This window comes from Xanthomonas graminis pv. graminis (genome assembly GCF_030168915.1).
GTDB classification, from domain to species: domain Bacteria; phylum Pseudomonadota; class Gammaproteobacteria; order Xanthomonadales; family Xanthomonadaceae; genus Xanthomonas_A; species Xanthomonas_A translucens.
Genome location: NZ_CP076255.1, coordinates 1,997,844 through 2,010,722, shown reverse-complemented (window position 1 = coordinate 2,010,722; position 12,879 = coordinate 1,997,844). Strand labels below are relative to the sequence as shown.

General features: G+C 67.9%; 11 protein-coding genes. 2 read left to right on the top strand and 9 right to left on the bottom strand.

The genetic code is table 11. The features are described from left to right. Positions 1–44: 44 nt before the first annotated feature. From ispD to KHF85_RS08765, 6 genes are all read right to left on the bottom strand, one after another. Positions 45–746, bottom strand: a complete 702-nt coding sequence (ispD, locus tag KHF85_RS08790; protein WP_409976679.1) for a 2-C-methyl-D-erythritol 4-phosphate cytidylyltransferase — start codon at positions 744–746, stop codon at positions 45–47. Next, the gene (gene ftsB, locus KHF85_RS08785; protein WP_284569278.1) at positions 746–1,093 is read right to left on the bottom strand and encodes a cell division protein FtsB; all 348 of its coding nucleotides are present in this window, start codon (positions 1,091–1,093) and stop codon (positions 746–748) included. The genes ispD and ftsB overlap by 1 nt, the downstream gene beginning before the upstream one ends. Positions 1,094–1,096: 3 nt before the next feature. Further along, positions 1,097–2,389: a phosphopyruvate hydratase gene (gene eno / locus KHF85_RS08780; protein WP_284569277.1), complete on the bottom strand. Its 1,293-nt coding sequence runs from the start codon at positions 2,387–2,389 to the stop codon at positions 1,097–1,099. A 182-nt stretch (positions 2,390–2,571) separates the two neighbouring features. Next, on the bottom strand, positions 2,572–3,408 hold the full coding sequence (gene kdsA, locus KHF85_RS08775) for a 3-deoxy-8-phosphooctulonate synthase (protein WP_284569276.1): 837 nt from the start codon (positions 3,406–3,408) through the stop codon (positions 2,572–2,574). A gap of 245 nt (positions 3,409–3,653) precedes the next feature. Further along, on the bottom strand, positions 3,654–5,318 hold the full coding sequence (locus KHF85_RS08770; RefSeq protein ID WP_284569275.1) for a CTP synthase: 1,665 nt from the start codon (positions 5,316–5,318) through the stop codon (positions 3,654–3,656). Positions 5,319–5,454: 136 nt separating this feature from the next. Then, complete coding sequence (locus tag KHF85_RS08765; RefSeq protein WP_284569274.1) at positions 5,455–5,709, bottom strand: hypothetical protein; 255 nt, start codon at positions 5,707–5,709, stop codon at positions 5,455–5,457. A 166-nt stretch (positions 5,710–5,875) separates the two neighbouring features. Here KHF85_RS08765 and parE point away from each other — a divergent pair, with 166 nt between their 5' ends. Continuing rightward, positions 5,876–7,765 carry a DNA topoisomerase IV subunit B gene (gene parE / locus KHF85_RS08760; protein WP_284569273.1) on the top strand — a complete coding sequence of 630 codons (1,890 nt, stop codon included), beginning with the start codon at positions 5,876–5,878 and terminating at the stop codon, positions 7,763–7,765. Between the two features lie 328 nt (positions 7,766–8,093). Here the strand turns inward: parE and KHF85_RS08755 are convergent, their stop codons facing one another. After that, positions 8,094–9,020, bottom strand: a complete 927-nt coding sequence (locus tag KHF85_RS08755) for an IS110 family RNA-guided transposase (RefSeq protein WP_284566813.1) — start codon at positions 9,018–9,020, stop codon at positions 8,094–8,096. 424 nt (positions 9,021–9,444) lie between these two features. On the opposite strand from KHF85_RS08755, the gene KHF85_RS08750 reads away from it, so the two are divergent. Further along, positions 9,445–10,986, top strand: coding sequence for a S10 family peptidase (locus tag KHF85_RS08750; RefSeq protein WP_284569272.1), 1,542 nt, complete (start codon positions 9,445–9,447; stop codon positions 10,984–10,986). 102 nt (positions 10,987–11,088) lie between these two features. Here KHF85_RS08750 and KHF85_RS08745 read toward each other — a convergent pair whose 3' ends face one another. Then, positions 11,089–12,123: an inorganic phosphate transporter gene (locus tag KHF85_RS08745; protein ID WP_284569271.1), complete on the bottom strand. Its 1,035-nt coding sequence runs from the start codon at positions 12,121–12,123 to the stop codon at positions 11,089–11,091. An 85-nt stretch (positions 12,124–12,208) separates the two neighbouring features. Continuing rightward, positions 12,209–12,835 (bottom strand): DUF47 domain-containing protein, encoded by a 627-nt coding sequence (locus KHF85_RS08740; protein ID WP_284569270.1) that lies wholly within the window; start codon positions 12,833–12,835, stop codon positions 12,209–12,211. Between the last annotated feature and the right edge of the window lie 44 nt (positions 12,836–12,879).

Below are 12,879 nucleotides of genomic sequence, written 5' to 3'. Positions count from 1 at the left end.
GGAAAGGCATCGGCGGCGCGACGCCGCAGCGCGGCGCGGCCGCGTCACGGCTGCCGCGCGCGCAGGAACAGTTCGAACTCGAAGCGCACCAGGTCGGCCGGGGTGGTGACCTTGAAGTTGTCCTCGGCGCCCTCGACCAGCAGCGGCCGCAGGCCCAGCAACTCCATGGCCATCGCATCGTCGGTGACCTCGACGCCGGCGGCCGCGGCCTGTTCCAGCGCCCGGCTCAGTTGCAGGCGCCGGAACAACTGCGGGGTCAGCGCGCGCCACAGGCGCTCGCGCGGCTCGGTGGCGTCGATGCCGCCGTCGTCGCCGGCGCGCTTGAGGGTGTCGCGCACCGGCGCGGCCAGGATCGCGCCGACCGGATCGCCGCGCCCGGTTTCCAGCAGCCGGTCCAGGTCGGCCAGGGCCAGGTTCGGGCGCGCCGCATCGTGCACCAGCACGAAATCGTCCGCCTTGACCGAGTCCGGCAAGGCCTGCAACGCGGCCAGCACCGAGCCGGCCCGGCTGGCGCCGCCGACGCAGGTCAGCACCGGCTTGCCGTCCAGTTCGGTCCAGCCCGGCCAATCGGCATCGTCTTCACCGAGGGCGACCATCGCCCCGGCCACCGCCGGGTGCGCCAGCAAGGCCTGCAGCGCATGCGCGATCAATGGCTGCCCGCCCGCCTGTAGGTATTGCTTGGGCAGGGGACTGCCGAAACGGGTGCCGCGGCCGGCGGCCGGCACCACCGCCCAGACCGTGGCCATCAGGGTTGCTCGCTCGGCGGCGCCGGCGCCTGCGTGCCGTCGGCGGCCGGCGCAACGGGCACCGGCGCGTCCTCGACGACGCGGTAGAACTTCTCGCCCGGCTTGATCATGCCCAGCTCGCTGCGCGCACGTTCCTCGATCGCCGCCTCGCCGTCCTTGAGGTCCTTGACCTCGGCGGCGAGCGCGGCATTGCGTTGCTGCAGGCCTTCGTTATCGCGCCGCTGGTGCTCGACCTGGCTTTCGAGCACCAGCACCTCGCCGGAATTGCCCGGACCGAGCCAGAAACGGTACTGCAGCCACGCCAGCAGTCCCGCCAGCACCAGCAGCAGCCAGCGCCAGTTGCGCACGGCTTACCGCTTGAGCGAGACGAATGCGTCGCGCCCTGCGTAGCGCGCGCCGCTGCCCAGCGCTTCCTCGATCCGCAGCAGCTGGTTGTACTTGGCCACGCGGTCGCTGCGGCACAGCGAGCCGGTCTTGATCTGGGTGGCGGTGGTGGCCACGGCGATGTCGGCGATGGTGGTGTCCTCGGTCTCGCCGGAACGGTGCGAGACGATCGCCGCGTAACCGGCGGCGTCGGCCATGGCGATCGCTTCCAGGGTCTCGGTCAGGGTGCCGATCTGGTTGACCTTGATCAGGATCGCGTTGGCGGTGCCGGACTCGATGCCCTGCTTGAAGATCTTCGGGTTGGTGACGAACAGGTCGTCGCCGACCAGCTGCACCTTGCTGCCGAGGCGCTCGGTCAGCAGCTTCCAGCCGGCCCAGTCGTCCTCGGCCAGGCCGTCTTCGATGCTGACGATCGGGTACTGCGCGGCCCAGTCGGCGAGGAAGTCGACGAACTGCTCGCTGGTCAGGCGCTTGCCCTCGCCCACCAGGTGGTACTTGCCGTTGTCGTAGAACTCGCTGGAGGCCACGTCCAGGCCCAGCAGCACGTCTTCGCCGGCGGTGTAGCCGGCCTTGCCGATCGCCTCAAGGATGGTGTCCAGCGCTTCCACGTTGCTGCGGAAGTCCGGGGCGAAGCCGCCCTCGTCGCCGACCGCGGTGGACAGGCCATGGCCCTTCAGCACCGCCTTGAGCGCGTGGAAGATCTCGGTGCCGGCGCGCAGCGCCTCGGAGAACGACGCGGCGCCGACCGGCAGCACCATGAATTCCTGGAAATCGACGTTGTTGTCGGCATGCGCGCCGCCGTTGATGATGTTCATCATCGGCACCGGCAGCGCCACGTTGGCGGTGTTGGCGCCGGCCAGATACTGCCACAGCGCCTGCTTGCGCGAGGCGGCGACCGCATGCGCGTTGGCCAGCGACACCCCGAGCAGCGCGTTGGCGCCGAGGCGGCCCTTGTTCTCGGTGCCGTCCAGGTCGATCAGGCGCCGGTCCAGACCCTGCTGGTCGGCACCGTCGAAACCCTGCAACGCGCTGGCGATGGTGGTGTTGACGTTCTCCACCGCCTTGCGCACGCCCTTGCCCAGGTAGCGGGTCTTGTCGCCATCGCGCAGCTCGACCGCTTCCTTGGTGCCGGTGGAAGCGCCCGACGGCACCGCGGCGCGGCCCAGCGAGCCGTCGGCCAGCGTGACTTCCGCTTCGAGCGTGGGATTGCCGCGGGAATCGAGAATCTCGCGGGCGTGGATCTTGGCGATAGTGGTCATAAGTCCAGTCGGTTACCAGGAAAGAAGGGGGACACCGGAAACCGTCGGATTATGGCCGCAGCGCCGCTGCTTGCCAAATGCACCGCGCGCCGCGCCGGCGCCGTGCACGGGTCCGAACAGGGCGAGCGCTGCGCAGGATGCGGGTGCGTGCGCAGAGCCGACGCACCCGCACGCGCGCCGCATCAGCCCAGCCCGTGCTCCAGGAAGCCGCTGCGCTTGGTGATCGCGTCCAGCGCCATCAGCGTCTCCAGCAGCGCTTCCATCTTGTCCAGCGGCCAGGCATTGGGGCCATCGGACAGCGCCTTGGACGGATCCGGATGGGTTTCGGCGAACACGCCGGACACGCCCACCGCCACCGCCGCGCGCGCCAGCACCGGCACGAACTCGCGCTGGCCGCCGGAGGTGCTGCCCTGCCCGCCCGGCAACTGCACCGAATGGGTGGCGTCGAACACCACCGGGCAGCCGGTCTCGCGCATCACGCTCAGCGAGCGCATGTCGCTGACCAGGTTGTTGTAGCCGAAGCTGGCGCCGCGCTCGCAGACCATGATCTGCTCGTTGCCGGTGGACCTGGCCTTGTCCACCACCGGCTTCATGTCCCAGGGCGACAGGAACTGGCCCTTCTTGATGTTGACCGGCTTGCCGGCGGCGCAGACGTTCTTGATGAAGTCGGTCTGCCGCACCAGGAACGCCGGGGTCTGCAGCACGTCGACCACCGCCGCCACTTCGTGCATCGGCGTGTATTCGTGCACGTCGGTCAGCACCGGCACGCCGATCTGCTTCTTCACCGCCTCGAGCACCTTCAGCCCTTCTTCCAGGCCAGGGCCGCGGAAGCTGGTGCCGGAGGTGCGGTTGGCCTTGTCGAAGCTCGACTTGAAGATGAAGTTGATCCCCAGCCTGCCGGTGATCTCCTTGAGCTTGCCGGCCACGTCCAGCTGCAGCTGCATCGACTCGATCACGCACGGGCCGGCGATCAGGAACAGCGGCTGGTCCAGGCCGACTTCGAAGCCACACAGTTTCATTGGATCACCTATTGGGTTGAGCCCCTCTCCCATTGGGAGGGGGTGGTGTAAGGCACGGGCGAAGCTTAAGCCCCTCTCCCACCGGCGACCGAAGGAAGTCCCGCGGGAGCAAGGGGTTGGGACGAGGGTGCGGGCGCAGCTTCATGGAAATCGTCTGCGCGAGGCTGCGCCCGTACCCTCCTCCGGCGCTTCGCGCCACCTTCCCCCGAAAAGGGGGCCATGGTCCCGGAGGGAGAAGGAATCAATCAGGCGCGCGCTTCCTTCAACAGGTTGCCGCCGGCCTTCTTCTCGCGCGCGGCGCGCACGAAGCCGATGAACAGCGGATGGCCGTCGCGGGGCGTGGACAGGAACTCCGGGTGCGCCTGGCAGGCCAGGAACCACGGGTGCACCTCGCGCGGCAACTCGATCATCTCCACCAGGGTGTCGTCCATCGACTTGGCGGAAATCACCAGGCCCGCATCCTCCAGCTGGGTGCGGTAGCGGTTGTTGAACTCGTAGCGATGGCGGTGGCGCTCGGACACCACGTCCTTGCCGTACATCTCGCGCGACAGCGTGCCGGGCTTGAGCCGCTGCTCCTGCAGGCCCAGGCGCATGGTGCCGCCCAGATCCGACTTCTCGTCGCGCTTCTCCACGTCGCCGCTGGCGGTACGCCACTCGGTGATCAGGCCGATCACCGGATACGGCGACTGGCGGTCGTTCTCGGTGCTGTTGGCGCCGTCCAGACCGGCCACATGGCGCGCGTAATCGACCACCGCCGCCTGCATGCCGTAGCAGATGCCGAAGTACGGCACGCGGTGTTCGCGCGCATAGCGCGAGGTCAGCACCTTGCCTTCGAAGCCGCGGTCGCCGAAGCCGCCGGGGACCAGGATGCCGTCCACGTCGGCCAGCGCCGACAGGTCGCTGCCTTCCAGTTCCTGCGCCTCCAGCCACTTCAGGGTGACCTTGGTGCGCTGGCGCAGGCCGCCGTGCTTGAGCGCCTCGCCGACCGACTTGTACGCGTCCTGGTGGTCCACATACTTGCCGACCACGGCGATGGTGACCTCGTCGAGCGGATGCTTGGTGGCGTCCACCACCGCTTCCCATTCGGACAGATCGGCCGGGCCGACCTTGTCGCGCAGCTTGAACTGGTCGATGACGATCTCGTCCAGGCCCTGCCGGTGCAGTTCCAGCGGCATGCCGTAGAGCACGTCGATGTCGGCGGCGCTGATCACCGCGCGCTCGGAGACGTTGGTGAACAGCGCGATCTTGCGCCGCTCCGAATCCGGAATCGCCTGCTCGGAGCGGCACAGCAGCACGTCCGGCTGGATGCCGATCGAGCGCAGTTCCTTGACCGAGTGCTGGGTCGGCTTGGTCTTCAACTCGCCGGCGGCGGCGATGTACGGCACCAGGGTGAGATGCATGAACAGCGCGCGCTCGGCACCGCGCTCGGTGCGCACCTGGCGGATCGCCTCCAGGAACGGCAGCGACTCGATATCGCCAACGGTGCCGCCGATTTCCACCAGCGCCACGTCGAACCCGGCGGTGGCCTCGTCAACGCAACGGCGGATCTCGTCGGTGATGTGCGGGATCACCTGCACGGTGGCGCCCAGATAATCGCCGCGGCGCTCCTTGCGGATCACGTTCTCGTAGATGCGGCCGGTGGTGACCGAATTCTTGCGCGACAGGCGGGTGCGCACGAAACGCTCGTAGTGGCCCAGGTCCAGGTCGGTCTCGGCGCCGTCGTCGGTGACGTACACCTCGCCATGCTGGAACGGGCTCATCGTGCCCGGGTCGACGTTGATGTAGGGGTCCAGCTTCATCATCGTGACCGACAGGCCACGTGCTTCGAGAATGGACGCAAGCGAAGCGGCCGCGATGCCCTTGCCAAGCGAGGACACTACGCCGCCAGTAACGAAGATCAGGGGGGTCATGGCTCGAAGGCCTCCCGGAAAGCCATAGTTTAACGGGTGAAGCCGATTTGCCCAAGCGCTTTCGGACCGATCGACCCCACAAAACAAAACGCCCCGGCAGCAGCCGGGGCGTCGCAGGTCGCAACAGGGCGCGCGCTCAGGGCTTGCGCGCTTCCTCTTCTTCCTCTTTCTTCGGCGCAGCCGCGTCCTTGCCGGCCTTGTGCTCGGCCGCCGCCGCGGCGCGGCGCTTGGCCTTGGCATCGGCCTCGGCCTTCTCCTTCGCGACCTGCGCCTCGTAGGCGGCGGCGCCGGAGGCGGCCGGATCGGCGCTCTGCGCCTGGGCCATCGCCACCGGGATGGCCACCGCGGCGGCGACCAGCGCAGCCAGGGTCATCAGCTTGCGAACGTTCATGGCGTACTCCTCTGTAAGGCTGCAACGACAATGGGGATGCCGTCGCGGATTTTCCAGTGCAAGGCTAACGCGCCGCCACGGCACTGGCCCTGAACACCGGCGACGTGCAAAAAGCCGCCGCACACCGCACACTTCCGGATCTGCTTCGCGCCACCTGTTGAGACGCATGAATACCCGCTACAACGCCGCCGACATCGAAGTTCTCTCTGGCCTGGACCCGGTCAAGCGCAGGCCGGGCATGTACACCGACACCGCACGCCCCAACCACCTGGCGCAGGAAGTCATCGACAACGCCGTGGACGAGGCGCTGGCCGGCCACGCCCGGCACATCGAGGTGACCCTGTTCAAGGACGGCAGCTGCGAGGTCTCCGACGACGGCCGCGGCATGCCGGTGGACATCCATCCGGAAGAGAAGATTTCCGGCGTCGAACTGATCCTGACCCGGCTGCACGCCGGCGGCAAGTTCAACGACCGCAACTACACCTTCAGCGGCGGCCTGCACGGCGTCGGCGTCAGCGTGGTCAATGCGCTGTCGAAGAAGGTGGAGCTGTTCATCAAGCGCGACGGCAACGAATACCGGATGGAATTCGGCGACGGCTTCCCCGCCTCGAAACTGGAGATCGTCGGCAGCGTCGGCAAGAAGAACACCGGCACCCGGCTGCGGTTCTGGGCCGACCCCAAGTATTTCGACACGCCCAAGTTCGCGGTGCGCGCGCTGCGCCACCTGCTGCGCGCCAAGGCGGTGCTGTGCCCCGGCCTGACCGTGAAGCTGCACGACGAGGCAACCGGCGAGCAGGACACCTGGTATTTCGAGGACGGCCTGCGCGACTACCTCAAGGGCGAGCTGGCCGAGCGCGAGCCGCTGCCGGCCGACCTGTTCGTCGGCAACCTGAAGAAGGACCGCGAGATCGTGGACTGGGCGGTGGCCTGGGTCGCCGACGGCGAACTGGTGCAGGAAAGCTACGTCAACCTGATCCCGACCGCTCAGCACGGCACCCACGTCAACGGCCTGCGCAGCGGCTTCACCGACGCGCTGCGCGAATTCTGCGACTTCCGCAACCTGTTGCCGCGCGGGGTCAAGCTGGCGCCGGAAGACGTGTGGGACCGGGTCACCTTCGTGCTGTCGCTGAAGATGACCGACCCGCAGTTCAGCGGCCAGACCAAGGAACGCCTGTCCTCGCGCCAGGCCGCCGGCTTCATCGAAGGCGCCGCGCACGACGCCTTCAGCCTGTGGCTGAACCAGAACGTGGACACCGGCACGCGCATCGCGCAGATCGCGATCGACCGCGCCAGCGCGCGGCTGAAGACCGAAAAGCAGATCACCCGCAAGAAGGTCACTTCCGGCCCGGCCCTGCCCGGCAAACTGGCCGACTGCATCAGCCAGGACCTGTCGCGCACCGAGCTGTTCCTGGTGGAGGGCGACTCGGCCGGCGGCAGCGCCAAGCAGGCACGCGACAAGGACTTCCAGGCGATCCTGCCGCTGCGCGGCAAGATCCTCAACACCTGGGAAGTGGCCTCCGGCAGCGTGCTGGCCTCCGAGGAAGTGCACAACCTGGCGATCGCGATCGGCTGCGATCCGGGCAAGGACGACATCAGCGGGCTGCGCTACGGCAAGGTGGTGATCCTGGCCGACGCCGACTCCGACGGCCTGCACATCGCCACCCTGCTCACCGCGCTGTTCCTGCGCCACTTCCCGACGCTGGTGAAGGCTGGCCACGTGTTCGTGGCGATGCCGCCGCTGTTCCGCGTCGATGTGGGCAAGCAGGTGTTCTACGCACTGGACGAGGAAGAGAAGCGCTCGCTGCTGGAAAAGATCGCGCGCGAGAAGCTCAAGGGCCAGCTCAGCGTGACCCGCTTCAAGGGCCTGGGCGAAATGAACCCGCAGCAGTTGCGCGAATCCACCATCCACCCGGACACGCGGCGGCTGGTGCAGCTGACCGTCGCCGACGGCGACGAGACCGGTTCGCTGATGGACATGCTGCTGGCCAAGAAGCGCGCCGGCGATCGCAAGCAGTGGCTGGAGACCAAGGGCGACCTGGCGTCGCTGGAGGTCTGAGGGGCTGGGTTTGAGGAGTCGGGATGGGTCTGGCGGCGACTCGACCATCCTGCGCAAGCGGTCGAGCCGAAGCATCCTGTAGGAACAACGGTCTTCAGCCGCGACGAGCGCAGTGGTGAATGTTCCGAACGGGCATGCCGTCGGGACTGAAGTCCCTCCTACAAGAGGCCGCGCAGCTCGGCGGCGCCGATGCAGCGCTTGTAGGAGCGACTTCAGTCGCGACGAACGCAGCGGCGGGCCTTCCGGCTTCGGACGTTGTCGCGGCTGAAGTTGCTCCTACAGTGCACCCGGCAGGCGATCCGCGGGCCGTGTAGGAGCAACTGTCTTCTCATCCGATAACCTCACGCCATGGTGTGCGATCTCGTGCCATGGCGTTGAGTCGGATAAGCAGCACGCGCATGCATGCGGTGATGGCGACCTTGGCGGGCTTGCCGCGTGCCCGTAACTGTTGATAACGCTCCTTGAAGGAGGCTTGAGTGCGCACAACGCTCCAACAGGCCATGTACAGCACTCGTCGGATCGTGGCACGCCCGCCGCGGATGCGGCGTTTGCCGCAGTGCTGCCCGCTGTCCACGTTGTAGGGAGCCAGGCCGACCAGGGCCGCGATCTGGCGACGATCCAGCGTCCCCAGTTCGGGCAGATAGGCCATCAGGCTGGCGGTGGTGACCTCGCCGATGCCCGGGACCGTGCCCAGGGCGTGCGCCAGCGCATCGTCGAGCTGGCACCGCACCTGCTTGATCGCCTGGTTCATCCGCTGGATACGGCGGCGCACGTCGCCGATCTGCTCGATCAGGCACGCGCGCACCATGGCCAGGGTCGCCTGATGCAAGCGACGGCGCTCGTCGTCACGTTGCTGGACCAGTTGCTCGCGGCGCTGGACCAGCATGCGCAGTTGCTCACGCAAGGGATCGGGAGCCGGCGCGGGCGCTTGCACCAGGTGAGCCATGCGCGCCAGCAAGGCCGCATCCAGCGGATCGGTCTTGGCGGTTGTGCCCAAGGCCGTGGCGAAAGCGCGTGCCCGGCGCGGATTGATCCGGGTCACCGGGATCCCTGCCGTGGCCAGTGCCGTCATCACCGCCCGTTCGTAGCCGCCGGTGGCCTCCAGCAGCGCGTTGCCGACGCAGTGCCCGGCAAGGTGGTCGCACAGGCGCTGGTGGCCCTGGGCGGTATTGGGAAAGGACAGCAACTGGTCCAGGGGAAGCACGTGGACGGCCAAGGTGTCCTTGGCCACATCGATACCGATCCAAAGAGGCATAAGCGTTAGGTAGACTGGGGGACAGGAGAGAGCCACCTCGTCGCTGCCCACGCTTGTGAAGTTCGAGCGAACGCTCGTTCAACTGTTCGGGCTAGGCAACGAGGTCGATGTGCGGCCGCCCTGGCTCCTACACGTGCTTGAACACTACGGCCTGTCGGCGTGCCGCACATCGCTCTCCACTCAAACTGTAGAGCAATCTCCAGACACAAGCGGCTTCAGACGCGACGAACGCAGCAGGCCACCTCCGACCGCCGCGGCCGCGGCAGCGGGCGAAGCGTTTGGCGATCGCCCCGAGTGCCGGCTGTTCAAGCGTCTGCAGCGCCGTGACGATCCAGGGCAGCGCCCAGGGCCATCCGCCACCGCGATCATTGGCGCGCCGACCATGCCTTTGTGCACATCCGCGCGCGCCGCGCCGCGGCCTAGCATGCCGGCTCCCCTTGTGCAGAGCGCCCTCCCCGTGCCGAACCTGTTCAAACCGCTGCTGGCGGCGTTGTTGCTGGCCGTGCTGCCGATCTCCGCCGCCTTGGCCGACGCTGCCGACACGCCAGACAAAACCGATAAAGCCGACAGCGCCGAGCCGGCCAGGCCGGCCGCGCTGCCGGCCGACGCGAAAGTGCGCCAGGTCACCCACGTGGACGGCAAGTCGCTCAGCTACACCGCCACTGTCGGCACGCTGCCGGTGAAGGACGCACAGGGCAAGACCGTGGCCGACGTGGTGTTCACCGCCTACACCGTGGACGGCAAGGACCGCCCGGTGACCTTCGCCCTGAACGGCGGTCCCGGCGCGGCCTCGGTCTACCTCAACCTGGGCGCGATCGGGCCGAAGGTGGTCAGCTTCGGCAGCGAGGGCGACAGCGCCTCGGCGCCGGCGACGCTGCACGACAATCCCGGCACCTGGCTGGACTTCACCGACCTGGTGTTCATCGACCCGGTCGGCACCGGCTTCAGCCGTGCGCGGGTCGCCGACGAGCAGGCCAAGAAGCTGTTCTACAACCCGCAGGCCGACATCGAATACCTGTCGCGCACGATCTACGACTGGTTGCTGAAGAACCAGCGCCTGCAGTCGCGCAAGTACCTGGTCGGCGAGAGCTACGGCGGCTTCCGCGGCCCGCGCATCACCCATTACCTGCAGACCCAGCTGGGCGTGGCGATGAACGGCGTGGTGCTGGTCTCGCCGTACCTCAACCCGAGCCTGGACGACAACGGCGACGTATCGCCGCTGGCGTGGATGCTGACCCTGCCCTCGATCGCCGCCGCGCATTTGGAGCGCGAGCAGCGGCTGACCCCGGAGGCGATGCGCCAGGTGATCGACTACACCCGCGGCGACTACGTCACCGCGCTGCTGCGCGGGCGCTCGGATGCGGCCGGCAGCGAACGCATGATCCAGCAGGTGGCGGCGATGACCGGGCTGGACCCGATCTACGTGCGCCGCGCCGGCGGCCGCCTGGAGACCCAGGCCTACCTGCGCGAAGTGTTCCGCGACAAGGGCCAGCTCGGCAGCCGCTACGACTCCAACGTCACCGCATTCGACCCGTTCCCGAACGCGCCCGAGCAGCGCGCCAACGACCCGTTGCTGGACAGCATCATCGCCCCGACCACCACCGCGATGGTGAACTTCGTAACCCGCGTGGTCGGCTGGAAGGTGGACGCGCGCTACCAGGCGCTGAACTACGACGTGAACAAGCTGTGGGACTGGAACGACGAACTGCGCAAGGGCTCGGTGACCGACCTGCGCCAGGCGGTGGCGATCGACCCCCGACTGCGGGTGCTGATCGTGCACGGCTGGAACGACCTGTCATGCCCGTTCATGGGTTCGGTGCTGACCGTGGACCAGATGCCGGTGATGGGCAACGACCCGACCCGGGTGCAGGTCAGGAACTATCCGGGCGGGCACATGTTCTACAACCGTCCTGATAGCCAGCGGGCGCTGCGTGGGGATGTTATGGCGATGTATCGGGCTAACTGATCGGGACCCGGGACCCGGGACTCGGAAGAGCGCCGCGCCGCGAACTGAAGCTTTACCGACTTCCGTTCTTCGAGTCCCGAGTCCCGGGTCCCGAGTCCCGCCTCACCCCACCCAGCCGAACAACGCGAACATCCGGAAGATCAAATACGCCACCCCGGCCGCCGCCGGGATGGTCAGGATCCAGGCCCAGACGATGCGCTCGATCACCCCGAAGCGCAGCGAGCGCGGGTTTTTGGCGAAGCCCACGCCCATGATCGCGGTGGAGATGCTGTGGGTGGTGGACACCGGCATGCCGAAGTGGGCGGCCAGGGTCAGGATCGTCGCCGAGCTGGTTTCCGCGGCGAAGCCGTGGATCGGGTGCAGCTTGACCATCTTGTGGCCCAGCGTCTTGATGATCTTCCAGCCGCCCGACGCGGTGCCGGCGGCCATCACCACCGCGCAGGTCAGCACGATCCAGGTGGCGATGCCCTGCCCCGCGCTGGCCGCCGGATGCAGGAATGCCAGCCAGGACGGTAGTTCGTCCAGCGCGCCGGTGCTCTGCGCGCCGACCAGGGTCATGGCGATGATCCAGCGCGGCCGCGCCAGCCGCCCGATGCGGCCGCCGAGCGCGGCCATGCCGGCGATGATCGCCCACAGCAGCAGCATCACCGCGATGCCGAGCAGGAAGCCGGCGATCGGCGAGGTGATCATCGGCACGAACACCTTCCACAGCAGGCCCTTGTTCCTGGCCCAGTCGCCGACGTTCTGCGACCAGATCAGCGCGCCCCAGTTGTTGTGCGCCGCGGCCAGGCCGGCGCCGCACAGGCCGCCGATCAGGGCGTGCGAGGACGAGGACGGCAGGCCTTTCCACCAGGTGATCAGGTTCCAGACGATGCCGCCGAGCAGCGCGCACAGGATTACCTGCGGGGTGACCGTGACCACGTCGGTGTTGAGCAGGCCCGAGGCGATGGTCATCGCCACCGCGGTGCCGGTCAGCGCGCCGAGCAGGTTCATGCCGGCGGCCAGGATCACCGCCCAGCCGGGGCTGAGCACCTTGGTCGCGACCACGGTGGCGATGGAGTTGGCGGTGTCGTGGAAGCCGTTGATGAACTCGAACACCAGCGCGGCCAGGATCACGATCAGGACCAGCGTCAGCATCGTGCGCTCCTCGCGCCGGAGGCCGATGTCGCGGCGGCGGGCATGGCGGCGCGGCCATGCATGCCGCGGATGCGTCCGGTGTCCATTACGAATTCTTCAGCACGATCTGGTAGACCACCACGCCGGCCTCGCGGCAGCGGTCGATGGCCTTCTCCAGGATCTCGAAGAACTCCTTGAGCAGGAACATCTGCAGGTTGTCCAGGCGCCCGGAGTAGATGTCGCGGTATAGCTCGAGCATCAGCCGGTCGGCCTCGTTCTCCAGCGAGCGCAGCCGGTCGTTGAGCGCGCTCATCCGGTCCAGGTGCATGTTGCGCAGGTCGTGGACCATCTCCACCACCACCGCCGCAGCCTGTTCCAGCATCGCCGCGCGCGGCGCGAAATCGATGTGCTCCAGGTGCTGCACCGCCAGCGAATAGCGGTCGGCGAACTTCTCCACCTGCTTGGGGATCTTGTACAGCGCCGAGCCCAGCGCCTCGATGTCCTCGCGCTCGATCGGGGTCATGAAGCTGTCGACCAGGGCCTGGCCGATCTTGTCGGCCGCGGCGCGTTCGCGCAGCCGCGCCAGCTTGAAGGCGTCCAGCGCCGGCTGCCGGTCCGACTCGCGCATCATCGAATGCAGGGCCTTGGTGCTGTCGTAGGCGGCCTGCGCCGCCTCGTCGAGCAGGGTGTAGAACTGCTTGCCGGAACCGAAGATGGTCTGCAACGAGAACATGAAACGCGCTTCCCGCCGTCGCGGGAGGGACGGCACCGGGGCGG